This is a genomic window from Stenotrophomonas sp. a6, assembly GCF_030913325.1.
Classification (GTDB): Bacteria; Pseudomonadota; Gammaproteobacteria; order Xanthomonadales; family Xanthomonadaceae; genus Stenotrophomonas; species Stenotrophomonas maltophilia.
Genome location: NZ_CP133161.1, coordinates 2,549,145 through 2,573,380, shown reverse-complemented (window position 1 = coordinate 2,573,380; position 24,236 = coordinate 2,549,145). Strand labels below are relative to the sequence as shown.

The 24,236-nt window shown below is 68.0% G+C and carries 21 protein-coding genes; 12 read left to right on the top strand and 9 right to left on the bottom strand.

Going from position 1 to position 24,236, the window contains the following annotated elements:
- Positions 1-13: 13 nt before the first annotated feature.
- Positions 14-484 carry a manganese-binding transcriptional regulator MntR gene (mntR, locus tag Q9Q79_RS11905; protein ID WP_005413716.1) on the top strand — a complete coding sequence of 157 codons (471 nt, stop codon included), beginning with the start codon at positions 14-16 and terminating at the stop codon, positions 482-484.
- Positions 485-524: 40 nt separating this feature from the next.
- Here mntR and Q9Q79_RS11900 read toward each other — a convergent pair whose 3' ends face one another.
- From Q9Q79_RS11900 to fabR, 4 genes are all read right to left on the bottom strand, one after another.
- Positions 525-1,073, bottom strand: coding sequence for a thioredoxin-like domain-containing protein (locus Q9Q79_RS11900; protein WP_049396543.1), 549 nt, complete (start codon positions 1,071-1,073; stop codon positions 525-527).
- Positions 1,063-3,222, bottom strand: a complete 2,160-nt coding sequence (locus tag Q9Q79_RS11895; protein ID WP_044570396.1) for a TonB-dependent receptor — start codon at positions 3,220-3,222, stop codon at positions 1,063-1,065. The genes Q9Q79_RS11900 and Q9Q79_RS11895 overlap by 11 nt, the downstream gene beginning before the upstream one ends.
- A gap of 260 nt (positions 3,223-3,482) precedes the next feature.
- Positions 3,483-5,102 (bottom strand): autotransporter outer membrane beta-barrel domain-containing protein, encoded by a 1,620-nt coding sequence (locus Q9Q79_RS11890; RefSeq protein ID WP_232503853.1) that lies wholly within the window; start codon positions 5,100-5,102, stop codon positions 3,483-3,485.
- A gap of 1,098 nt (positions 5,103-6,200) precedes the next feature.
- Entirely contained in the window at positions 6,201-6,857 is a 657-nt protein-coding gene (fabR, locus tag Q9Q79_RS11885) for an HTH-type transcriptional repressor FabR (protein WP_005409961.1), read from the bottom strand.
- 92 nt (positions 6,858-6,949) lie between these two features.
- Between fabR and Q9Q79_RS11880 the strand changes: the two genes are divergently transcribed.
- Entirely contained in the window at positions 6,950-8,020 is a 1,071-nt protein-coding gene (locus Q9Q79_RS11880; protein WP_050426960.1) for a ferredoxin reductase, read from the top strand.
- A gap of 11 nt (positions 8,021-8,031) precedes the next feature.
- Positions 8,032-9,180: an acyl-CoA desaturase gene (locus Q9Q79_RS11875; protein WP_005413710.1), complete on the top strand. Its 1,149-nt coding sequence runs from the start codon at positions 8,032-8,034 to the stop codon at positions 9,178-9,180.
- A gap of 5 nt (positions 9,181-9,185) precedes the next feature.
- Here the strand turns inward: Q9Q79_RS11875 and Q9Q79_RS11870 are convergent, their stop codons facing one another.
- The 5 genes from Q9Q79_RS11870 to Q9Q79_RS11850 all read right to left on the bottom strand — a co-directional run bounded on the left by Q9Q79_RS11870 (position 9,186) and on the right by Q9Q79_RS11850 (position 13,069).
- Complete coding sequence (locus tag Q9Q79_RS11870) at positions 9,186-9,521, bottom strand: tetratricopeptide repeat protein (protein WP_201862417.1); 336 nt, start codon at positions 9,519-9,521, stop codon at positions 9,186-9,188.
- Positions 9,521-10,096, bottom strand: coding sequence for a flavin reductase family protein (locus Q9Q79_RS11865; protein ID WP_201862418.1), 576 nt, complete (start codon positions 10,094-10,096; stop codon positions 9,521-9,523). Before Q9Q79_RS11865 ends, Q9Q79_RS11870 begins: the two co-directional genes overlap by 1 nt.
- On the bottom strand, positions 10,093-10,722 hold the full coding sequence (locus Q9Q79_RS11860; RefSeq protein ID WP_062606210.1) for a superoxide dismutase: 630 nt from the start codon (positions 10,720-10,722) through the stop codon (positions 10,093-10,095). The genes Q9Q79_RS11865 and Q9Q79_RS11860 overlap by 4 nt, the downstream gene beginning before the upstream one ends.
- Positions 10,723-10,969: 247 nt before the next feature.
- A complete protein-coding gene (locus tag Q9Q79_RS11855; RefSeq protein WP_165710522.1) occupies positions 10,970-12,490 on the bottom strand; it encodes a thioredoxin family protein in 1,521 nt (506 codons plus the stop codon).
- A gap of 129 nt (positions 12,491-12,619) precedes the next feature.
- A complete protein-coding gene (locus Q9Q79_RS11850) occupies positions 12,620-13,069 on the bottom strand; it encodes a GNAT family N-acetyltransferase (RefSeq protein ID WP_012480514.1) in 450 nt (149 codons plus the stop codon).
- Positions 13,070-13,135: 66 nt separating this feature from the next.
- Between Q9Q79_RS11850 and Q9Q79_RS11845 the strand changes: the two genes are divergently transcribed.
- From Q9Q79_RS11845 to Q9Q79_RS11805, 9 genes are all read left to right on the top strand, one after another.
- Positions 13,136-14,071 (top strand): TIGR03571 family LLM class oxidoreductase, encoded by a 936-nt coding sequence (locus Q9Q79_RS11845; RefSeq protein WP_065183540.1) that lies wholly within the window; start codon positions 13,136-13,138, stop codon positions 14,069-14,071.
- A 125-nt stretch (positions 14,072-14,196) separates the two neighbouring features.
- The gene (locus Q9Q79_RS11840) at positions 14,197-14,508 is read left to right on the top strand and encodes a DUF3817 domain-containing protein (protein WP_032129991.1); all 312 of its coding nucleotides are present in this window, start codon (positions 14,197-14,199) and stop codon (positions 14,506-14,508) included.
- A 153-nt stretch (positions 14,509-14,661) separates the two neighbouring features.
- Positions 14,662-15,858 carry an MFS transporter gene (locus Q9Q79_RS11835; RefSeq protein WP_099527627.1) on the top strand — a complete coding sequence of 399 codons (1,197 nt, stop codon included), beginning with the start codon at positions 14,662-14,664 and terminating at the stop codon, positions 15,856-15,858.
- Entirely contained in the window at positions 15,855-17,048 is a 1,194-nt protein-coding gene (locus tag Q9Q79_RS11830; RefSeq protein WP_033835616.1) for an isochorismate synthase, read from the top strand. The genes Q9Q79_RS11835 and Q9Q79_RS11830 overlap by 4 nt, the downstream gene beginning before the upstream one ends.
- Positions 17,045-18,697: an AMP-binding protein gene (locus Q9Q79_RS11825; RefSeq protein WP_099498059.1), complete on the top strand. Its 1,653-nt coding sequence runs from the start codon at positions 17,045-17,047 to the stop codon at positions 18,695-18,697. Before Q9Q79_RS11830 ends, Q9Q79_RS11825 begins: the two co-directional genes overlap by 4 nt.
- A complete protein-coding gene (locus Q9Q79_RS11820) occupies positions 18,697-19,329 on the top strand; it encodes an isochorismatase family protein (RefSeq protein WP_201862420.1) in 633 nt (210 codons plus the stop codon). Before Q9Q79_RS11825 ends, Q9Q79_RS11820 begins: the two co-directional genes overlap by 1 nt.
- Positions 19,329-19,586 (top strand): phosphopantetheine-binding protein, encoded by a 258-nt coding sequence (locus Q9Q79_RS11815; RefSeq protein WP_111197785.1) that lies wholly within the window; start codon positions 19,329-19,331, stop codon positions 19,584-19,586. The genes Q9Q79_RS11820 and Q9Q79_RS11815 overlap by 1 nt, the downstream gene beginning before the upstream one ends.
- On the top strand, positions 19,583-23,473 hold the full coding sequence (locus Q9Q79_RS11810) for an enterobactin synthase subunit F (protein WP_201862423.1): 3,891 nt from the start codon (positions 19,583-19,585) through the stop codon (positions 23,471-23,473). The genes Q9Q79_RS11815 and Q9Q79_RS11810 overlap by 4 nt, the downstream gene beginning before the upstream one ends.
- Positions 23,464-24,222, top strand: coding sequence for a 2,3-dihydro-2,3-dihydroxybenzoate dehydrogenase (locus tag Q9Q79_RS11805; protein WP_201862424.1), 759 nt, complete (start codon positions 23,464-23,466; stop codon positions 24,220-24,222). Before Q9Q79_RS11810 ends, Q9Q79_RS11805 begins: the two co-directional genes overlap by 10 nt.
- Positions 24,223-24,236 lie beyond the last annotated feature (14 nt).

Genomic DNA, 24,236 nt, shown 5'->3' with positions numbered 1-24,236 from the left:
GACAGGCGCAGGCGTGGGCAAGACCGACGATTCGACATCGCTGAAAAGCACCCCCTTGATCGAGGCCGAGCGCCAGGTCGAGAGCTTCCGGCAAGTGCGCGAGGCGCACCGGATGGAGCTGGTGGAGGACTATGTCGAGCTGATCTCGGACCTGCTGGCCGACGGCGGCGAGGCCCGCCAGGTCGACATCGCCACCCGCCTGGGCGTGGCCCAGCCCACCGTGGCGAAGATGCTGCGGCGCCTGGCCCGTGATGGCTGGGTGGTGCAGCGGCCGTACCGCGGTGTGTTCCTGACCCCGGAAGGCGAGGCGCTGGCACATGCCAGCCGCCAGCGCCACCAGACCGTGGAGCGATTCCTGCTGGCGCTGGGCGTGGACGCGGATACCGCGCGGCGCGATGCCGAGGGCATCGAGCACCATGTGAGCGAGCAGACGCTGGCCTTGTTCGAAGCGTTCGTGCGCAAGGCCGAGGGCGGGGCGCCGTAGCGGTGGCGCCGGGCCATGCCCGGCGGCATTTCGCGCGACCCTACAATCCAGGCGGGCAGCGTGCCTGTTCCTGCGCGCACGCCCGTTTCGTCCATTCCTTCAACACCGGCTGCAGGCCTTCATAGCGCCGGCCTTGCCAGCCATTGGCCAACACCGCGCCGTCGGCATCGATCAGCACCAGATTCGGCGGTGCCAGCCCAGCCAACGCCTGCAGTGCCGGCATGCGCGCGGCGCGGCGCGGGTCCAATACCGGCCACGGCATGTCCTGTGCATGCATGTAGCGGCGCAGTGCGCTCTCGCTCTCATCCAGGCTGACGTACACCACTTCGGTATCGGCGCCGGCCTCGCGCAACGCGTCGCGCACGCTGCGCAGCGTGGGTACGAAGGCATGGCACGGTGCACACCAGTCGGCGCCGAAGTACAGCGCCACCAGTTTCGGCGGCGGCGTCCACTGCATCGGTCGCAGCGAGCGCTGTTCCGGCCGCATCAGCGAGGCCGAAACCTGTGCGTGCAGGTCCGCAGCCACCGCCGGTGCGGCCAGCAGCGCGGCACAGGCCAGCAACAGCGCTCGCAGTGCTTCAGAACGCATAGCGCAGGTTGACGTACCACGAGCGCGCGAAACGCGGCCCGTAGACATAGTCGCTGTCACGCAGCGCGCCCATCTCCAGATCCTTCTGGCGCTGATCGAACACGTTCTTGACGCCTGCGGCTACCGACACTTCCTGCTGCGCCTGCGCGCCCAGATGCCGGTGCCAGCGCGCACCAAGATCGGTGACCAGGAACGAGCGCGTACGGTGCAGCTCGCCCAGCCGGTTGTTCAGCACCGCCATCGGGCCGGTGTGGCGCAGCGCGACGAAGGTTTCCCACGGCTCGGCGGGCATCCAGCTGAGCTGGGCCAGGCCGGTCCAGCGCGGGGTCTTCAGGTAGTCGCGGCTTTCGATCACGGTGTCGCCGCCATCGCCGGTGTCGTCGAAGATGCGCTGCGGTTCGCGGAAGCGTGAGCGGTACCACGAGGCACCGGCGGTCAGGCGCCACTGCGGCGACGGCTGCCAGCCGAGGTTGGTTTCCGCGCCCAGCACGTTGGAGCCGGAGGCGTTGTAGCGCAGCTGGCTCAGCTGTCCGTCATCGCCACGCTGGATCTCGCCCAGCGCGAAGGTGTCGCGGATGCGTGCATAGGAGGCAGTGGCATCCCAGCTCCACACCGGATTGGCCGGGTCCGAGCGCCAGTCGAAGCCGAACAGGGTGGTCAACGCGCGCTCTTCCTTCAGGCCATCGGTGTTGCGCACGCGCACCTGTTCGCCACCCAGCGTGTCGACATGCACGTCCTCGACGAAGATCTCGGGAGCACGGAAGCCGGTGGCGATGCCGGCACGCCACTTCAGGTTGGGCGTGGCCTGCCAGGCCAGCGCGATGCGCGGCGAGAACACCGCGCTGTCCAGTTCCGAGCTCTTGTCCACGCGTGCACCCAACACCAGGTCGACGTTGTCGCGCAGGCTCCACTCGTCCTGGATGAAGGCGCCCAGGTTGTGGAAGGTCGCATCCTCCAGTACCGCAAGACGCTGGCCGTCACCGGTGCGGTTGTCGTCGCGCAGCGCCTCGTGCTTGTACTGCACGCCGAAGGCCAGCGCGTGCGCACCCAACCGCCAGTTCAACTGGCTGTCGATGTAGTGCAGCGGGTTGTGGGTGCGGCCGTACTGGCGCCACGAACGCGAGGCCGCGCTGCCGGCCACGTTCGGGTCCAGCTGCGACGGGTCATAGCCCGGCGCGGACGGATCGGTGACTACGTCGCCCAGACCGCCATAGAAGCTGTCGCGGTCAATGTCGGCGAAGGCGTAGGCCAGGCGGAAATCGACGTCGGCATTGATTTCCTGGTCCCACGACACGCTGCCGCGGCGGTATTTCGTATCCAGCGATTCGGCGATGTTGGCCAGGTATTCCGGCTGGTCCAGGCGGTTGCCGCCACGCCGGGTTTCATCGGTCACCTGCAGGTCCAGGCGCAGCCGCGTTCCCGGCGTCGGTGCGTACCAGGCCTGCAGCCCGCCGACCTTGAGGTTCTTGCGGGTGATTTCGGTGTAGCCGTCACCGTTGTAGTCGATGCCGCTGTTCCAGTTGCGCTGGGCAATCACCGACAGGCCGGCGTCTGCTTCCTTGGCCACCAGGTCCAGCCGCACGTCGGCGTTCTTCTGCGGCGTGCCTTTCAGGACATCCACGCCGGCCTGCACATGGCCACCGCTGCGCGCCGGCAGCGGCGGAATCAGGTTGATCACACCGGCAACCGCACCCGGGCCGTACAGCGCCGAGCCACCGCCCTTGACCACTTCGATGCGGTCGACGAACCCGGCCGGGATCTGTTCCAGGCCGTACACGCTGCCCAGCGTGGACAGCAGCGGGATGCCATCGAACAGCAGCTGGTTGTAGGCACCGGGCAGGCCCAGCAGCTGTACTTCGCTGGTGTTGCAGTTCTGGCAGTTGCTTTCCACGCGCAGGCCGTTGATCAGCTCGGCGGCACGGGAGAAGTCGGTGGCCGCGCGCAACGCGATGTCTTCCTTGCGCAGCACTTCGGTGCGGATCGGGACATCGGACAGCAGGCGTTCGCTGCGGGTGGCGGTGCTGACTTTCACCTGCACGCGGTCCAGCTCGGTCGGCTTCGGTGTGGCGGCCAGTGCGGGCAGCGGCAGGGTCAGGGCGATGGCGGCGGCCAGGGGCAGCCGATGGAAGAGGGGTGTGGCAACGGGCATGAAGGCGTCGTCCTTGGGAGAGGAAAGGCGGCGAGGGCGACCTGGCTGACGCATATGAAAGCAGAGGGTTATAAATATAGCAACTGCTATATAAATAAGTCCGTGCAATCACGAAGCCGAAAGCGGGATCAGAACATCGCGGACGACGATGTTATAACATTACAAATAAGCGCCAGAACCCTGCCGGATGTCATTCCCGGCAGGGTGCGAGGGGAGTTGAGGAACGCCGCCCCGGGCCTGGGCCCGGGGCGGCGTTGGCCTTACCAGGCGGCGCGCAGACCCACCTGGGCTCCATGGTTGCGGTAGCCGCTGTCGCCGCGCTGCACACGCAGGTCACCCCATGCGCTCCAACGCTGGCCCAGCTGCAGCTGGGCACCGGCCTGCACTTCGTAGCGGTTCTCCGGCGTCTTCGCGCTCAACGACTCGCTGTTGAAGCGCATGGCCTCATCGCGCTGGCCACGCAGCCAGTTCGCTGCCAGGAACGGCTGCACGCGGTTGCCCTGCAGCGTGCTCTGGCCAAACAGGCGCAGGCCGAGGCGGCTGTTGAGGCCGCCGCCGCGACCGTCTTCGACCGTGGTGCCATTGTTTTCAACCAGACTGTCGCCGTCGTAGTCGGTCCAGGTCAGCTGCGCCTGCGGCTGAAGGTACAGCGTGCTGGCCTCAGTGCTGCGGATGGCCCAGGCATAACCGGCTTCCAACGATGCACTGCGGGTCCTGGAGTCGTAGGTCTCACGGGCGATGCCTTCGCCCTGCACCTCGTTGTCGAAGCGCGCCGCCTGCAGCCAGCCGTCCACATACAGGCCGGCACTGCTCTGTGCATCCTGAACCCAGCCCAGGTAGACACCGGCCGACTTGCCCTTGACCTTGCCGCGGGTGCCATAACCGCTCAGCGTCGACACCGCCTGTGTGGTCGCCTCGCCGGTGCCGAGCATCACGCCGACCTGACCGCGTCCATCGCCCCAGCGCCAGACATCGCTGCCCAGCTGCAGGGTGTTGATGTGGGTACGGGCATCGACCTGGCCGGCCACGTTGGCCTGCAGCTGGTCACGCCCGGCGCGCACCCAGGTACCGATGCGGGCGCGGTCGAAACCGGGCTCGCCGCGGTCATGGCGGCGCAGCTGGAACATCTGCACGGCCGCGGCCTGGTTGGCCAGGTACGCGCCCGGCTCCGGACGCAGCACGGGGACCGGATCGGTGGGATCGGTGGGATCAACCGGGTCCACAGGGTCGACCGGATCCACCGGATCCACCGGCGTGCACTCCGGCAGCGATGGATTGATATCGCACGGATTGCCGGTGTAGACCGAGGTCAGGTACCAGTTGCCGTTGGCGGCGCCCGGCGAGCCTTTGTGCAGGAAGTACTCGTGCATGCCGCCGATGGCACGGCCCTGCAGAGTGAACTTGCCATTGCTGGTACCGTCCACCTGCACCAGCGGAATACCGTTGACGGTCTGCGCGCCAGCACCGGCAATGTTGTTGACGGTGACCTGGGTGGTGCCACTGGTATCGCCGGTGACATGCACGCGCGAGCTTGCTGCGTCGTCGCCGGCCAGCACCGTGTTGAAGTGCAGGGTGCCGCCATTGCCGGTGTAGTTGCCATTGACGGTCAGCTGCGGATACGCCGCAGTGCCCGCTGCACCAAGGAAGATGTTGCTGCCTGCACCCAGGGTGAGGTTGCCGGTGTTGCTGTCGCCGGACAGTGTCCAGCGGCCGCCCTGGTCGACGATGACGTCGGCCGGGCCGAGGATGCGGCCGGTGAGGTCGAGGCCGTCAAGGAAGCGCAGCGTGCCGCTGGCGGTATCGGCAATGGTGATATCGCCGTTTAGGTTGGAGGTCCGGGCGGTGACGTCAAATACTGAGCTGTCGCGCCCTTCGATCACGACATTATTGCTGCTGGAAAGCGTCGATCCGTTTTGGATTGCTACGCGGACAGGGTATCCCGTCGTGGTGCCGCCAATAAGAAGCGCCGGCCCGCTTGTTGCTGCAACATGCGAAGAATCGAGGAGCAGCCCCCAATCCTGCATGCCCGCCGAACCTGCGATTGCGGAGTTCGTGAGGCTGATGCCATAGGTACTTCCGACGACCTTGGTGTTGGCTTTCAGGTTGAGGATTGTGCCAAGGCTGCGAATTCCTTGCGCAAAGGTGCTTCCCTCCGAGTCCAGCCGGCCGCCGCCGCTGCCGGTGAAGGGCCCATTGAAGGTGCTGCCTGCCGTCGTAAGATGTGGCCGAGTAAGTCCAGAATTGCCTGAGCCGACGTTGATTGAGAGGGTGAATTGGCCATTCACAGTCGAGTTGTGCAGCGTGCCAACACTATTGAGCAGCCGCATGCTGGAAATACTTGCGCCATTCGCAATGACCCGTGCGGGTTGACCTCCAGAATAGTTGGTGTCGATTCGGTTGGTCGTGGCGCCTTCCACAATCAGCGTGCCACCGTTTACGTCGTAGGCTTGAGGTAGGGAGCCCGCATTCACCACAAGAGTCTGGCCTGGATTGACGGTTGCTGCGCCGGCTGCACCAGAAGTAGCGATCAGCAATGCCGTGGCAATAGCCCGAGCTAGATCGGATTGGTTCTTGGCGGAAGGAAACTTCGGCGTGAACTGCATCATGCGCATGGGTGTTTCTCCTTGAAGCTCATTGGGGTGGGACCTGCATCCGCAGGGCCGGAGGCGGCACTGTGCGGATCGGGTCTTGCCTGGGCCATGCAATTAATCTGAAACGACTGCAGCGGCACGTGCCGGATTCAAACCCCGTTCAATAACTCGCCAAACTGAATGGAGCGCGCGGTCTGAATAATTCAGCGTGCGTGAGATCTCAGTGAATGGCGCGTGCAGGATGTCCAACCTGCGCATTCGCGACACAGTTCTGTGATGGCGCCCACGGTTCACCGGCACGGCAGTGCCGTGCGGGAGGCTGGAGCCCAGGTGTGCGGGGCAGGGCCCTTTCCTGCGGAAAGGGATCCCCGGCCCAGGGGAGCTTGATCAGCCGCGGCGGAACGCGGCGGGGGTGCGGGCGCCGACGATGATCATGCGGATCATCGTGGAGATCTGCTCGACCAGTTCCGGATCCTTCTCCGGCGGCAGGTCCATGGCGGTGGCGCCCATCGCGAACACCAGCCGGGTGATGGCCTTGGCCACCAGTTCCGGGGCATGCAGTACGGCGCCATCCAGTGCGGCCAGACGCACCAGGTCGTGCTGCAGCTCTTCCTCGAAGTAGTGCAGTTCGCGTTCGACCGCGTGCTTGAAGTCGTCCGAGCCGACCGCGCCTTCGCGCAGCAGCACGTGCAGCAGCTTGTCGTCGGCGCGCAGCTGTTCCATGAAGGTCTCCACGGAAACGCGCACCACGCTGGTGGCGGTGGAGGTGGCGCGCTGCCGGGCCTCGCCGATGATGGTGCGCAGCGAGCGGCCGGCGGCGTCGATCAGCGCCACGGCCAGTTCATCCATGTCGCGGAACTGACGGTAGAAGCTGTTCGGCGCGATGCCGGCCTCACGAGCCACTTCGCGCAGGCTGAGCGTGGACAGGCTGCGGTGCGGCCCGATCAGTTTCAGGGCGGCGGCCAGCAGATCCTCGCGGCTCACCGTACGGCGGGCCGGGCTGTTGGCATCTTCGGGCGTCGACAAGGCGGTGGCGGCGGCCATGGGGGTTCCGGTGGGGCGAGGCTGAATCATACCCAATCCGGTTCAATATACACATGTATACACAGGTGTATGTGCGCCCGTATAGTTCGCTCATGAGCGCTGTCGTCCGTCCGTCCCTGTTCTCTCCGTACCGCTGGGTCTCGCCGTCGCTGTTCGATTTCTGGGCGGGCCAGCTCAATCCCCTGTGGACCCTGCGCGAGCCGGTGGCCCGCCTGGTCCGGCGTGAGCCGGCCGGCGAGGGCGCGGCGACCCTGGTCCTGCGCACCAACCGGCACTGGGCCGGCATGCGCGCTGGCCAGCACGTCACCCTCGGCGTCGAGATTGAAGGGCGCTTGTGGCAGCGCAGCTACAGCCCCACCGCACTGGGTCGGCGAGAACTGGCGATCACCGTCAAGGCGATCGACGGCGGCCGGGTCAGCCAGCATCTGGTCAACCATGCGCAGCCGGGCGAACTGTTCCGCCTCGATGCCGCCTTCGGCGAGTTCCATATGCCGGCCGCGGCGCCGGTGCTGCTGCTGGCGGCCGGCAGCGGCATCACGCCGATGCGCAGCCTGTTGCGCGACGCCTGCCATCGTCCGCTGGCAGCGCCGGTGGACCTGTTCTACTGGGAGCGCACCGCCGCCCATCTGCAGTTCCGTGATGAACTGCAGGCGCTGGCCGCGGCGCATCCGAACCTGCGCGTGCACCTGCTGACCACCCGCGAGGGTGAGGCGCCGGCAGCGCGAATCGATACCCATGATCTGCAGGTGGCCGGCGATGACACGCCGCTGGCGCAGCGCCATGTGCTGGCCTGCGGCCCGGACGGCTTCGTTGCTGCTGCGCGTGAACGCCTGGCGCAGCAGGTGGCTGGCTTCCAGGCCGAAGCCTTCACCCCGCCGGCACCGCTGCGCGATGCCAGCAGCGAAGGCGAGGTGTCGCTGACGCTTGCGCGCAGTGGCCGTCAGCTGAGCGTGCCGCGTGGCCGCTCGCTGCTGGAAAGCCTCGAAGCCCACGGCATCAAGCCCAAGCATGGTTGCCGCATGGGCATCTGCAACAGCTGCAGCTGTGACCGCGTCAGTGGCGCCACTCGCCATCTGCGCACCGGCGACCTGCAGTCCGAATCGGCACAGCCGGTGCGGATCTGCGTGAGCGCACCGACTACCGACCTGACCCTGGATCTCTGAGGACGCCTGCCATGACCCGCGCTACCGACCGTGCCCTGAGCACCGCCGAGATGCATGCCTTCGGTGAGGAACTCGATGCGATCCGCGACCGTGTGATCGGCAGCCTCGGCGCCTCCGATACCCGCTACATCCGCCGCGTGGCTGCCGCCGTGCGCTGGTTCGGCGTGGGGGGGCGCGGCCTGCTGTTCCTGGCGGCGTTCTCGCCGCTGTTCTGGATGCCGCTGCTGTGGCCGGCTGCGATCACCGGCACGCTGCTGCTGGCGCTGTCGAAGATCCTGGAGAACATGGAGCTGGGCCACAACGTCATGCATGGCCAGTTCGACTGGACCGGTGACCCCAAGCTCAATGGCAACACCTACGAGTGGGACATCGTTGCCACCGCCGACAACTGGCGCAAGACCCACAATTTCCGCCACCACACCTACACCAACGTGCGTGGCATGGACGATGACATCGGCTACGGCCTGCTGCGCATCTTCCCGGAACAGCGCTGGAAGCCGTTCTACCTGCTGCAGCCGATCATCGCACCGATCTTTGCGCTGCTGTTCCAGTGGGGCGTGGCCGCGCAGGACCTGCGCCTGGGCCGTTGGCTGAAGGGCCGCATCAGCGGCCGTGCAATGTGGATGCAGACCCGCCCGGTGGCGCGGAAAATGGCCCGCCAGGTGCTGAAGGACTACGTGTTCTTCCCGCTGCTGGCCGGCCCGTTCTTCCTCACCGTGATGCTGGGCAACATGGTGGCCAACGGCCTGCGCAACATCTGGACCTACGTGATCATCTTCTGCGGCCACTTCACCGCCGAATCGGAAACCTTCCCGAAGGAATGCCTGCGCAATGAATCGCGCGGCCACTGGTACCTGCGCCAGCTGCGCGGGTCGTCCAACATCAGTGGCGGCTTCCTGATCAACGTGCTGTCGGGCAACCTCAGCCACCAGATCGAGCACCACTTCTACCCGGACCTGCCGGCCAACCGCTATGCGGCCATCGCCAAGGAAGTGAAGGACATCTGCCGCCGCTACGGCCAGCACTACAACAACGGCTCGCTGCCGCGCCAGTTCGGGCAGGTGGTCTGGCGCATCCTGCGTCACGCGTTCCCGAGCAAGCCGCGCCGCCTGCCGATGTCGGACATCATGTCCGCACCGGCATCGGCCAACGCGGGCTGATCGACTCAGCCCGCTTTCGCCAGGTCCGCCTGCTCGCGGTCCAGGCGTCGCAGGAACACCTGCATTTCCTTGCGTGCCTGCTGGTCGCCCTTGCTGCCGGCCACGCTCAGGCCGCGTTGCCATGCTTCGCGCGCCGCCTGCGGCTGGCCACTGGCCAGCCAGGCCTTGCCCAGCAGCTTCCACGCCGCCGAGTACTGCGGATCAAGCACCACGCAACGGCCCAGATGGGTGGCCGCGCGCACCGGGTTGCCGGCATCCAGCCAGGCCTTGCCCAGGCCGAAGCGCAGCAGCGCGCCGTCCTTGCCGGCGGCGAGCATGCATTCCAGAGCTTCGATGTTCATCAGCGCACCTCCACCAGCAGCTCGGCCGGGCCTGGCTGGAAGCGGCCGCGATGGAACAGCAGCGGCGCGCCGCCGTTCTCGTGCACGTCGATGATGCGGCCGGCCAGCAGGAGGTGATCGCCCACCGGCCACTGTGCGTGGCGGGTACAGGTGAGATGGGCGACCGCACCGGCGATGCGCGGTGGGGCGTCCTCATCGTCATCCAGCAATGTCAGGCCGTCGAAGCGGTTGCGTACGTGCGGATCGGCAAAGCGCCGGGCCAGCGCTTCCTGGTCGGCCGCCAGCACGCTGATCGCAAAGCGGGTGGCGCGCTGGAAGGTGGACAGGCTCTGCGCGTGCAACGCCAGGTTCCACAGCACCAGGGGCGGCTGCAATGACACCGGCACGAACGAATTGATGGTCAGGCCGATGGGCTTGCCCTGCGCATCGCGTGCGCAGACGATGGCCACGCCGGTAGGAAAGTGGCCGAGCAGCCGCCGCAGTGCGCGCGGCGGCAACTCGACCGACGGCACCGGGGCCGGGGCGGGGAAGACCCCCGCCCACGGCCCGGCGTACGGCAGTGTCTCGCCGCTCATGAGGCCCTGGCCTGGCGGTAGCGGCGGCCGACCTCGGCCCAGTTGATGATGTTGAAGAACGCACCGATGTAGTCCGGGCGACGGTTCTGGTAGTGCAGGTAGTAGGCGTGTTCCCAGACATCCAGTGCGAGGATCGGGGTGTTGCCGGACAGGCCCACGGCTGCACCCATCAGCGGGCTGTCCTGGTTGGCGCTGCTTTCCACCTGCAGGCGGCCATCGCGATCGCTGGTCAGCCAGGCCCAGCCGCTGCCGAAGCGGGTCTGCGCCGCCTTGGTGAAGGCATCCTTGAAGGCATCGAAGCCGCCAAGATCGCGGTCGATGGCGGCGGCCAGCTCATCATCGGGTGCACCACCGTTGGTGCTGAGTACGGTCCAGAACAGGCTGTGATTGGCGTGGCCGCCACCGTTGTTGCGGACCGCGCCACGCTGCGCCTCGGGCACGGCATCGAGGTTGGCGATCAGCGCCTCGACCGGCTGCTCGGCGATGCCGGCCTGCTCGATGGCGGCGTTGAGGTTGTTGACGTAGGTCTGGTGGTGCTTGCTGTGGTGGATCTCCATCGTGCGCGCATCGAAATGCGGCTCAAGGGCGTCGTAGGCGTAGGGGAGCGGGGGAAGCGAGTACGACATCGAATCAGTCTCCGTGGGGAAGGCCAGGGGGCTGGCCGTGGGGAGACTGTTATCGCACCTCAACATTGGTTGAGGTCAAGGGGAAGGATTGAAATGCGTGAAAGGGAGCAGGAGCGGCATGGTAGTGCCGGCCGCTGGCCGGCAATCAGCGAAGGTCGGGTTGCCGGCCAGCGGCCGGCACTACCAGAACCCGCTTTTCGAACCTCACCGGCGCGCTGACGTGCCCGCTGCCAGCGTTTTCATCAACTCAACTCAACCAGTCCTTGCACGCACCATCCACCTGGTCACCGCATACCTGCTGCATCCGCTGCTGCAGCCGCGCCAGTGTCTCCGCACCCTGGTGCTTGCCACTCCACGTCTTCAACTGCCCGGCCAGCCGCTCGAAGCGCTGGCGGGTGCGCTGGTGGTAGCCCGACGGCTGCGCTTCCAGTTCGGCGATCAGCGAGGTGGTGGCCTGCTCGATGCGTGGTGCATCGTCCGGCGCCAGCTTCAGCAGGCCCTCCACGTACAGCACGCCCCATTGCACGCGGGTGGCCGGGCCCTGGGCACCGTCGTAGGCACGCTTCAGCCACTCCAGCGCACCGGCGGTGTCGCCGCGCTGCTCGGCCAGTTCGGCCAGCTCGGGCATGTAGTAGTAGGGCTGTTCGCTGCGCTTCAGCTCGGCCAGCAACAGCGCCTCGGCACCCGCGTCGTCGCCGACCTCACGCAGGGCATAGACCGCGCTGCTGATTGTGGCCTGGCGCGCATGCGCATCGGTGGCGGCGGCATCGGCAGCGGCCACGCGCTGCTTGACCCGCTCAACCAGGGCCGCGGGCAGTGCGCCCTTCGGCTGCTGCTGGCGGGCCAGCGATACTTCGGTCAGCGCACGCGACAACGCGTCGTCCGCGCGATCACCGCGCTCGGCGTCCGCGCGCTCCAGTGCGACCAGCAGCTGCTGTCCCAGCGTGTTGCTGGTGGCTGGCCCAGCGCTGGCCTGCTTGACCAGCTGCACGCCTGCATAGCCCAGCAACTCACGGTTGCGGCGTACTTCTGCCGGTTGCGCCAGCACTGCCTGCAGCAGCTCGCGTACTTCGGTGGGCGAGGCAGCGGGTTTTTCGGCCGTTGCCAAGGCAAGCAGAGCGAAGCGGCGCTGCAGGGCGGCATCCGGTGCGGCCTTGGACAACTGGCGCAGTACGTCCTGGCTCCTGCGCTCGCCGGCCAGGCGGTTTGCGTCCACTTCCCAACCGTAGTCGCCCAGTACCTGCCAGTCTTCGGCGGCCAGGCGGTCCGGCGTCGCCAGCGCGGTGGCCAAGGTGGCGGCAACAGCACTGCGGCGGCCTGCGGCAACGGTCAGTGCCCGGGTCAGTTCGGCGGCGTCGTTGCCGCCGGCCACGCGGGTGATTTCGTTGCGCTGTGGGTCCAGCACGATCAGGGTCGGATAGCCGCGTACGCCGAAGCGTTCGCCCCAGGCCTGCGCACCTTCTTCGTCGCCATCCAGATAGACGGGCACGAATTTGCTGGTCAGCGCGATGAAGGCCGGGTCCTTGAACAGGCCCGCCTTGAGCTGGTTGCACGGTGGGCACCAGACCGCGCCCCAGTACAGCAGCACCGGCTTGCCGCTGTCGGCGGCTTCGGCGAAGGCATCGTCCACATCGCCCTGGCGCCAGGCGATGGCGGACGCCGGCGCGGGTGCCTCAGCGGAGTTGGCGGTGGAAACCGGGGCCGGGGTGCAGGCGCTCAGCGCCGAAGCCAGCAGCAACACGGAAAGCGCGACGCGCATCGGCAGCATCTCGAAGGGCAGGGTGACAGGCCATTGTAGGAACCGCCGGGGAGCCCGCTGATTCAGTTTGCTCATGACGGGCGTGCTGCAGGGCATGACGCCCACCGGGCATTGCCGGGCAACGCCGGGCGGATGCCTTCAGGCCGCTGCCCGCACCATCTGCTGATACACCAACCCATTGAACTCGCCGACGTCACCGTCCAGCGCAAAGCCATAGCGCAGGTAGGTCGGTACTGCATTGAGCGAGGCGCGCACGGTCAGGACCGGCTCGCGCACCTGTGGAAGCACCGCCTCGAACAAAGCATGGCCGATGCCCTGGCCCTGGCAGGCGGGATCGACGAACAGCATCGCAAGATGCCGACCCTCCTTCAGTTCGATCACGCCGATGACACGGCCGTCCTGCTCGGCCACCAGGATGTGGTTGTCACCGTGCAGGCGCGCGCCGAACGCTTCGGCAGCGGCGACACTGCCGAAGGTGGCGATGCCGGCCGCGCTGAGCGAAGGCGCGACCGCCGCAGTGAACGCGGCCAGGCACACCGCGCTGATCGCAGGCAGGTCATCGACGTGGGCAGGGCGGATCGTCGGCATGCAGTGTTCTTCCGGTAGTGGGCGGCGCGTCATCGTTGCCGCAGGCCTGCACGCTAAGCTGGCGGCATGAGTGATTTCAATCCTGCTTACGCTGCCTTGTTTCCGCAACAGGGCCTGAGCCTGGGCCTGATGACGCCTGTCGCCGCGCATGGACTGGCCGATCCGAATGAGGCGCGGCGCATTGCGCGACTGGCCGATGATCTGGGCTTTGCCGCATTGTGGACGCGTGATGTACCACTGATGGTGCCGCAGGGTCCGGACGCGACAGCAAGCGCGCTGGATGACCCGTTCCTGTGGCTGGGCATGCTGGCTGCCGCGACCGGACGCATCGTGGTCGGCAGCGCGGCCATCGTGCTGCCATTGCGGCAGCCGCTGCAGGTGGCGAAGTCGGCCTTGAGCCTGGACCGGATCAGCGGCGGACGGTTCGTGCTGGGCCTGGGTTCGGGGGACCGCCCCGAAGAGTTCGCCGCATTCGGCGAGGATCTGGAGGGCAGGGCGGCGACCTTCCGTGCGCGCTGGACGTTGCTGCGCGCGGCGCTGTCACCGGAGGCCGATGAGCGGACCGCCGTACTGCAGGCGACGGGTGGCTTCGACGTGCTGCCGGCGCCGGCAACCCGCATCCCGATGCTGGTGGTGGGTACCGCGCGGCAGAGCCTGCAGTGGATCGCGCGCGAGGCCGAAGGCTGGGCCACCTATCACCGCGAGGAGGCCGCGCAGGAAGGGCGCATCGGCCTGTGGCAGCAGGCGCTGGTGCAGCGTGGTGGGCCAGCCAAGCCGTTCGTGCAGTCGATGCTGCTGGACCTGCAGGCCGATCCGCAGGCGCCAGCCGAGCCGCTGCCGCTGGGCCTGAAGGTCGGCCGCGATGGCCTGCGTGACTACCTGCTGCGCGTGCGTGCGCAGGGCGTGGCGCACGTGATGTTCAACCTGGTCGACAACGGGCGGCCGATGGACGCGATGCTGCGTGAGATCGGGGAGCACGTTCTGCCACACACGCTCCGGTAGCTGTCCACCTCGGTGGGCACGCTCCAGCAGTCGAGCACGGCTCGACTCTACATGGGGTTCGCATCTGCGTATCATTCGCATTTGATACCCCGATGCTGGAGCCCCGCGTGACCCAACGTTCCCCCATGCACCCGACCGGACGTCTGTTCGCCGCGGTCGCTTTCATCGAGGCCGTGACCTGGGCCGGCCTGCTCATCGGCATGTGGATGAAGTACGGCCCGATGGCCAACGTGGCGCTGGTGAAGCTGTTCGGGCCGCTGCACGGCGTGGCCTTCCTGGTCTATGTGGCAGTCACCCTGTTCGCGGCGGTGCGCCTGCGCTGGCCGTGGTGGGCCAGTGCGCTGGCGCTGCTGGCAGCCATCCCGCCGCTGGTGACGCTGCCGCTGGAGTGGTGGTTCAAGCGCCGTGGCCTGCTCGGCCTGCGTGCAATGCGCTGAACCCGCTGTTGCATGCCCATTCAAGAGAATGGGTATCAAATGCAAATACGAGCCGTTATCATTTAAGGGTGGTGCCTGGTCCTGAGCAGGGCCGGTGCCGGGTGGGGCGCGCAGGTGCGCCCGGCCATCCTTTCCTGTTACGGCTGGTGTTCCATGCAAGCACGTCCCGTCGTTCCCGGCTTACCGGCGCTGGTGTTGGCTGCCCTGATCGGCACCATGGCGATGATGTCCTTCGTCGCAGTGATCGGCCCGGTGGTCCGCATGCTCGGCCTGTCCGAGTGGCATGCCGGCCTGTCGGTCACCGCCGCAGGCGTGTTGTGGATGCTGGCCGCGCGCCCCTGGGGCCAGCTCAGCGACCGCATCGGCCGCAAGCGCGTGCTGATGCTGGCGATGAGTGCCTATACGGCGGTCTACATCGCACTGGCGGTGTTCATCGACGTCGCCCTGCAGGCGGTGCCGCCGGTACTGGTGTCGGTGCTGGTGCTGGTGGGCGCGCGCGGCTTGATTGGGCTGTTCTACGCGGCCGTGCCGCCCACGGCCGCTGCGCTGATTGCCGACAAGGCACCGACCGGGCAGCGCGCCAGTTTCCTCGCCCGGCTGGGCAGTGCCAACGCGCTGGGCATGGTACTGGGTCCGGCCGCTGCCGGCTGGCTGGCCTATACCAATCTTTCGCTGGCGCTGTACGTGGCCGCGTCGCTGCCGTTGCTGGCACTGGCATTGCTGGCCTGGCGGCTGCCAGCGACGCCGCCGGTGGTGGGTGCGTCCGCAAAGCGCCGCGCGCCGATGAGCCGTCTCGATCCGCGCCTGCGCCTGCCGCAGCTGGCAGCGTTCATCGCGATGGTCTCGGTGACCATCGCGCAGGTGACGGTCGGCTTCTTCGCGATTGATCGCTTGGGCCTGGATGCGGCGGCCGGTGCACGCATGGCCGGCATCGCACTTACCGCCGTTGGTGTCGGCCTGATCCTGGCGCAGGCGCTGGTGATGAAGCTGGAGGTGCATCCACGCCGTTGGATCGTCCTTGGCGCCCTGATTTCCGGCATTGGCTTTGCTTCGGTGGCGGGCGTGCAGCAGGGCTGGCAGTTGCCGGCGGCGTACGCGTTGGCCGCGTTTGGCATGGGCTTCGTATTCCCCTCGTTCCAGGCGCTGGCCGCCGATGCGGTGGAGGCGCACGAGCAGGGCGCCGCCGCCGGCACCGTCGCTGCCGCGCAGGGGCTGGGCATGGTGGCCGGGCCGATGCTCGGCACGCTGTTGTATCGCGGCGGGCCAAGCCTGCCTTACCTGCTGGTCGGTGCGCTGCTGCTGTTGCTGTGCGCGCTGGCTGCAGCGCATCGGATGAAGGAGACCCCATGAACGATTCCCTGATGCAGGGCGCGTGGCCGGAGGCTGCGCCAGCGCCGCTGGACAGCACCGACGACGCGTCGCTGTTCCTGCTGCAGCATGCCGGCCAGCACGTGCATGCACGCGGCTGCCGCGCCACGCTGCCGGCCGGTGCACTGGCGACATTGGCAGAACGCGTCTCGGCGTTCTTTGCCCGGCAGCGTGGCGGCCCGGGCCTGCTGGTTGGCGCAGTGCCGTTCGAACCGCGTGCGGACGATGCGCTGTTCCAGCCCGAGCGCCTGCTGCCGGCGCTGGCACTGCAGCCGCAGGCCGCACCGCCGCTGGACGGTGCCCTGCGCGCCGAGCCTGCGCCGCAGGACTATGCGTCAGCGGTTGCCGCGGCGGTGCAGGTACTGCGCGCGCCCGAACTGAGCCTGCAGAAGGTGGTGCTGGCGCGCAGCCTGCTGGCACGCACCCGCCAGGCGCTGTCTCCGGACGTGCTGCTGGCACGCCTGGGCGCGGATCCGTCGGTGGCGACCTACGCGGTGCCGTTGCCGGTGGAGCTGGGCCAGGCACCGGCCTGGCTGGTGGGGGCGACGCCGGAACTGCTGCTGCGCAAGCGCGGCGCCGAGCTGTTGTCGCATCCGCTGGCCGGTTCCGCGCGGCGCAGCGCCGATGCCGCCGAGGACGAGCGTGCGGCGCAGGCGCTGCTGGCCTCGGCCAAGGACCACGACGAGCACCGCCACGTGGTCGAAGCCATCGTCGAGGGCCTGGCACCGTACTGCAGCCACATCGATGCGCAGCCGCGCCCGGTGCTGCATGCCACCGCGAGCATGTGGCACCTGGGCACCCGCATCCACGCCACCCTGAAGGATCCGCAGACGTCTGCCGCCGAACTGCTGGCGCAGCTGCACCCCACGCCGGCAGTCTGCGGTACGCCACGGTTGGCGGCGCTGCAGCGCATCCGCGAGCTGGAGCCGGTGCCGCGCGGCTTCTACGCCGGTGCCGTGGGCTGGTTGGACGCGCAGGGTGACGGCGACTGGTACGTGGCGATCCGCTGCGCGCGCCTGCAGGGCACGCAGCTGCGCCTGTATGCCGGTGCCGGCATCGTCGCCGAGTCACACCCCGAGGCCGAGGTGGCCGAAACCGCAGCGAAGTTCGCTGCCCTGTTGAACGCGCTGGGTGTCCATGAATCCGCGCCCGCCATCGAGCCTGCCGCATGAGTACCTCCACTGACTCTTCCCGCCTGCCGCTGCAGCAGGTGTGGCCCGACACGCTGGTGGCGCGCTATCGCGAAGCCGGTCACTGGCGTGGCGAGACCTTCCCGGGTTTCCTGCGCGAGCGTGCAGAACGCTATGCCGATGACATCGCGGTGGTCGCCGGCGACGTACGCCTGAGCTATGCGCAGCTGTGGCATGAGGCAGGCCGCATCGGTGCGGGCCTGCTGGCGCTCGGCCTGCAGCCTGGCGAACGGGTGCTGGTGCAGCTGGGCAATACCGCCGGGTTCATCACCACGGTCTGCGGCCTGTTCCGCGCCGGCCTGGTGCCGGTGTATGCGTTGCCGGCGCACCGCATCACCGAGCTGGTCCACTTCGCCAGCAAGGCGGAAGCCAGTGCCTACATCACCACCGCACTGCACGATGGCTTCGATCATCGCGGGTTGGCAAGGGCGCTGCAGGCCGAAGTGCCGGCGGTTCGCCATGTGGTGATCGACGGCGATGCGGCGGAATTCATCGCGCTGGAGGCACTGCACGGCGATCGCAGCCAGCTGCCGTCCGATCCGGACCCGCAGTCGGTGGCGTTCCTGCAGATTTCCGGAGGCAGCACCGGGCTGTCCAAGTTGATTCCGCGTACCCACGACGACTACATCTACTCGTTCCGCGCCAGCAATGACCTCTGCGGCATCGACCGCGACAGCGTCTATCTGGTCGCGCTGCCGGCCGCGCACAATTTCCCGATGAGTTCGCCGGGCTTCTTCGGCGCACTGTATGCCGGCGCCCGCGTGGTGCTCAGTCCAGGCCCCGGTCCGGATGCGGCCTTCCCGCTGATCGCCCGCGAGCAGGTGACCTGCTGTGGGCTGGTGCCGCCGCTGGCGTTGCTGTGGGCACAGGCCGCCGCCACCAGCAAGCATGACCTGTCCAGCCTGCAGGTACTGCAGGTAGGCGGCGCCAAACTGGTGCCGGAAGCCGCACGGCGGGTGATCGATGGCCTTGGCTGCACGCTGCAGCAGGTGTTCGGCATGGCCGAAGGCCTGGTCAACTACACGCGGCTGGATGACCCGGAGGAGCTGATCGTGGCCTGCCAGGGCCGGCCGATCAGTCCGGATGATGAAGTGCGCGTGGTCGATGACCATGACCAGCCGGTAGCCGAAGGCGAGGTGGGGCATCTGCTCACCCGTGGGCCGTACACCATCCGCGGCTACCACAACGACGCGGTGGCCAATGCGCGCTCGTTCACCGATGACGGCTTCTATCGTACCGGTGACCGTGTGCAGCAGCTGCCCGGAGGCTACCTGGTGGTGCAGGGCCGCGCTGGTGACCACATCAACCGTGCCGGCGAGAAGATCTCCGCCGAAGAGATCGAAGATCACCTGCTGGCCCACCCCGGTGTGTTCGATGCGGCCGTGGTCTCCATTCCCGACGAGTACCTGGGCGAGCGCAGCTGTGCCTTCGTGATTCCGCAGGGCGAACCGTTCAAGGCGCCGGCGCTGAAGTCCTGGATGCGCGGGCGCGGCCTGGCGGCGTTCAAGGTTCCCGACCAGGTCGTGTTCGTCGACAGTTTCGATACCACCGCGGTCGGCAAGATCAGCCGCCGCGAACTGCGCGCGCAGTTGCGTGCGCGTCATCTGCAACAGACAGGAGGAACGCGCTGATGGCGCTGCCCCGTATCACCGATTACCCCTTGCCGACTGCCGCCGAACTGCCACAGGCACGCGGCCCGTGGCGCCCGCAGCGCGATCGCGTCGCGCTGCTGGTACACGACATGCAGCGCTACTTCCTGGCCGCATTCGACGCAGGCAATGCACCGCTGCGGCTGGCCGTGGACAACATCGCACGCCTGCTGGCGCATTGCCGCGCGCACGGTATTCCGGTGTTCTACACCGCCCAGCATGGCGACCAGGATCGCCGTGACCGTGGCCTGCAGGCCGACCTGTGGGGACCGGGCATGCGCCGCAGCGCCGACCATGAACCGATCATCGACGCGCTGGCACCGCAGCCGGGCGAGCACGTGCTGGTCAAGCACCGTTACAGCGCGTTCCAGCGCAGCAACCTGGAGACGCTGATGCGGGTGCGCGGGCGCGACCAGCTGCTGGTGACCGGCGTGTACGCCCATATCGGCTGCACGGCGACCGTGGTCGAGGCGTTCCAGCGTGATATCGAGGCCTTCATTGCCGCCGATGCCGTGGCGGACTTCTCGCGCGCCGATCACGATCAGGCGCTGCAGTGGATCGCGCGCACCAGCGGGGTGCCGATGGCCACCGACCAGTTGCTGGAGGTGCTGTGATGGCTGCCACCGCTGAGGTGCTGGATCTGGAGCGGATGCGTGCCGACGTGGCACGCGTTCTGGAATGTACGCCGGCCGAGATCGGTGACGAGGACAACCTGATTGACCTGGACCTGGACTCGATGCGCATGCTCGGCCTGGTCCTGGCCTGGGGCAACACCGGCCTGCCAATTGAGTTCTCGCAGTTGGCCGAGCACACCACGCTGCGCCAGTGGTGGAACGTGGTGCAGACGCTGCAGGCCGCGCAGAACGCATGAACGCCGCTGCGCTGGCCACGCCGGTGGCATTGACCGAGGCCCAGACCGGACTGTGGTTTGCACAGCGGCTGGCGCCGGACAATCCGTCATTCAATACCGCGCACGCGGTGTGGATCGATGGCCCGCTGGACGTGGCCGCGTTCGTTGCAGCGGCAGACCAGGCTGCGGTCGAAGCCCAGGCCTTTGCGCTGCGCTTTGCCGAAGGGGCCGATGGCCAGCCGCTGCAGTGGTACGACCCGGCACACGTGCCGCTGCTCTCGGTGCGTGATGTTTCCGCCGAAGCGGATGCTGCCGCTGCGGCACGCAGCCTGATGCACGCCGACCGGCTGAGCCCGGTCGACCCCGCCCGCGACCGGATCAGCCAACAGATGCTGCTTGAGCTGGGCGGGCAGCGCTGGGTCTGGTACCTGCGGGTGCATCATCTGGCGGCTGATGGCTATGGCATGGCGCTGTTCACCGATCGCGTGTGCGCGTTGTACGCCGGCCGCATGGGTGAGCCACTGCCGGGGCTGGCGGGCGTGCTGGCCGATGATGCCGCTTATCGTGCCGATCCGCGCCGCGCGCTGGCCGGGCAGTGGTGGCGTGAGCACATGCAGGGCGCACCGGCAGGCGTGGGCCTGGCCGGCACGCTCGCGGCCAGTGACGACGCGCTGCGCTGGGTGCAGCCGCTCGATGCGGCCTTCCGTGAGCAGCTGCTGCAGGCCTCGGTGCGTTGGCTGCAGCCCTGGCCGGATGTGCTGGCCGCGTTGTCGGCCGAGTACCTGCGGCGGATGAGCGCGGCCGATGAAGTGGTGCTGGGCGTGCCCTACATGGGGCGGCTCGGCAACGCGTCGGCGCGGGTGCCGGCGATGGTGATGAATGTGTTGCCGCTGCGCGTAGCGGCCGGCGAGGGCAGCGTCGAGGCCTTCACCCGCGGCCTGGGCCGGAAGCTCAGCCAGGGGCGCAAGCACGGCCGTTACCGCGGTGAGCAGCTGCGCCGGGACCTGGGCCTGGTCGGCGCGCAGCAGCGCCTGCACGGCCCGTTGGTGAATGTGCAGCCGTTCTACAAGCCGCTGGCGCTGGCCGGCGTGCAGGCGACGCTGGAGGTGCTGTGCACCGGGCCGGTGGATGACCTGACGCTGGGCTTCCGTGGCGATGGCCAGCACCTGCTGGACCTGGAGATCGAGGCCAATCCCGCGCTGTATAGTCGCGAGGATGTCGAAGCGCACGCGGCGCGGCTGCTGCATTTCGTGTCGGCGGCACTGCAGGCTGACGATATCGCAGCCGTGCCTCTGGCGACGCCCGCGGAGGCGCAGCAGGTGCTGCAGGAATTCAATGCCACCGCGCACGCGCTGCCGGAGACGACCCTGGTCGAGCTGCTGCAGCAGGGCATGGATCGGGACCCGCACGCGCCGGCGCTGGTGTTCGGCGACGCTGTCTTGGATTACGCAACGCTGGAAGCGCGCAGTTTCGCGCTGGCGGCACAGCTGCGGGCGATGGATGTCGGCCCGGGCCGCGTGGTGGCGGTGGCATTGCCGCGCTCGCTGGAGCTGGTGATCGCGCTGGTCGCAGTGCTGCGCGCAGGCGCGGCCTATCTTCCGCTGGACCTTGCCCATCCCGATGAGCGGCTGGCGCGCATTCTCGCCTCGGCACAGCCTGTCTGCGTCCTGGCTGCGGCGGACGTATCGGCGCGCATGGCCGGTGTGCCGGTGCTTGCGCCGGAGCAGTGGACTGCGCTGAGTTTCGCCGCGCCATGGGCCGATCCTGCGCCCAGCGATGCGGCTTATGTGATCTATACCTCCGGTTCGACCGGCGAGCCGAAGGGCGTGGTCGTCGAACATCGTGCCATCGTCAACCGCCTGCTGTGGATGCGCGAGCACTACGGCATCCGCGCCGATGACCGCGTGCTGCAGAAGACCCCGGCAACCTTCGATGTCTCGGTCTGGGAGTTCTTCCTGCCGCTGCTGTGTGGAGCCACGCTGGTGGTCGCCGGGCCGGACGCGCATCGTGATCCTACCGAACTGGCGCGCTTGATCCGTGGGCATGGCATCACCACGGCGCATTTCGTGCCGTCGATGCTCGATGCCTTCCTCGCCTCACCAGCCTCCGAGGGCCTGCAGCTGCGCCGCGTGTTCACCAGTGGCGAAGCGCTGGACGCATCGCTGCGCGATCGTTTCCACACGCGCGTGCACGCAGAGCTGCACAACCTGTATGGCCCGACCGAAGCTGCGGTGGATGTCAGCTACTGGCCGGCGTCGGCGCAGGATCGCTCGCGGCCGGTGCCGATCGGGTTCCCGGTCTGGAACACCCGCCTGTACGTGCTGGACGCCCGGATGCAGCCGGTGCCGGTCGGTGTGGCCGGTGACCTGTACCTGGGTGGCGTACAACTGGCACGTGGCTATCTGGGTCGCGATGACCTGACTACCGAACGCTTCCTGGCCGATCCTTTCCTGGCGGCCGAGCGCATCTACCGCACCGGCGACGTGGCGCGCTGGCGCCGCGATGGTGCGGTGGAGTATCTGGGCCGCAGCGACCATCAGGTGAAACTGCGCGGCCTGCGCATCGAGCTGGGCGAGATCGAGGCGGCACTGCGCGAGCTGCCTGGCATGGAGCGGGTGGAAGTGCTGCTGCGCCAGGATGCTCCCGGCGAAGCGCGTCTGGTGGCGTATGTGCCGACCGCGCTTGCCGATGCCGTGATGCTGCGCAGCCACCTGGCCACGCGCGTGCCGGACTATATGGTGCCCTCGGCGTTTGTCGGCGTGGACCACTGGCCGGTGACCGCCAACGGCAAGCTCGACCGCAACGCGTTGCCGAAGCCACCGCAACTTGAAGTTGCCGGCTTGGCGCCGCGCACGCCATTGGAACAGGAGTTGGCGTTGCTGTTCGCCCAGGCGCTTGGGCGTGAGGCGCCGGTGGCGGTGGATGCGGACTTCTTCAGTCTCGGCGGTGACTCGCTTTCGGCGGTGCACCTGCTGCTGGCCATCGAGCAGCGCTGGCGCTGTGATCTGGGTCTGGGTGCCTTGTTCGCGCAGCCCACCGTGGCCGCGCTGGCGGTTCGTATTGCCGAGCCGCCGGCGCTGGCCGATCACGCACTGGGGCCAGTGATCGCGCTGGCCGCGACCGACGCTGCCGGGCCCACGCCGCTGTTCGTGCTGCATCCGGCCGGTGGCATCGCCTGGAACTACCGCACCCTGGCCCGTGCACTGCAGCCGGCACGCCCGGTGTATGGCCTGCAGTCGCCGGCACTGGACGCGCGGCAGCCGCTGCCGAGCAGCATCGAGGCGATGGCCAACGACTACGTACAGCGCGTGGTCGCACTGCAGCCGAAGGGGCCGGTGCATCTGCTGGGCTGGTCGGTGGGCGGCATCCTGGCCCAGGCGATGGCGGTGCGCCTGCATGAGATCGGCCGCGAGGTCGGCGAGCTGGTACTGCTGGACGCTTATCCCAGCGAGTGCTGGCGGGCCGAGCCGGAACCCGATGCCATCGCTGCATTGCGGGCACTGCTGGCGATTGCCGGCCACGATCCGGATGCGCATCCGGAGCTGGACAGCCGTGAACGCATTCTGGCGTTCCTGCGACGTGGCGGTAGTGCACTCGGCAGCCTGCCGGATGTGGTGCTCGATGGCGTGGTGCGCGCAGTGACCGGCACCAATCGACTGATCCGCGAGCACATCCACCAACCGTTCGACGGCACGCTGGTGCACGTCCGCGCGGGCCGGGATCACCAGGCGCGGCCACAGCTGCAGTCGGCGTTGTGGCGGACCCACGCGCGCAAGGTGCAGGCGCTGGAACTGCCGTTCCTACACGCCGAACTTACCGGCCGCGATGCGGTGGCGCAGCTGGCGCCATGGTTGTCGGCGCGGCTGCGCCAATGGGACGAGCAACAGGAGATCGCAACATGCAGTTGACCGGTTTTGAAGGCCGCGTGGCATTGGTGACCGGTGCCTCCGGCGGCATCGGCGAGGCACTGGTACGGCTGTTGGTCGAGGCCGGCTGCACGGTGGTGGCGACCGATCGTGAGGCGCCACACGTGGCCGATACGCGGGTCAGGTCGTTCGCACTCGACGTGACCGACAGCGCAGCGGTGGACGCCCTGGTGGATCGTGTGGAAGCCGGCATCGGGCCCATTGGCCTTGCCTCCAACGTGGCGGGTGTTCTGCATGTGGGAGCTGTTGCGGAGACCACCGATACCGATTGGCGCCGGGTGTTCGCGGTCAACGCCGATGGCGTGTTCCACGTTGGGCGTGCGCTGGCGCGGGTGATGTCACCGCGTGGCCAGGGCGCGATCGTCACCGTCAGCTCGAATGCGGCCGGTGTGCCGCGGCATGGCATGGCGGCGTATGCCGCGTCCAAGGCCGCCGCCACCATGTTCACCCGCTGCCTCGGGCTGGAGCTGGCGCCGCTGGGCATCCGCTGCAACATCGTCGCCCCGGGGTCCACGTTGACCCCGATGCAGACCGGCATGTGGCAGGACGAGCGCGGTGCCGAGCGGGTGATCGCTGGCAGCCTGGAGACCTACAAGGCCGGCATTCCACTGCGCAAGCTGGCCACCCCCGAGGACATCGCGCACTCGGTGATGTTCCTGCTCTCCGAGCAGGCCGGGCACGTGGCGATGAGCGACCTGTACGTCGACGGCGGCGCCACCCTGCGCGGCTGAGCCCCGACGGCCGC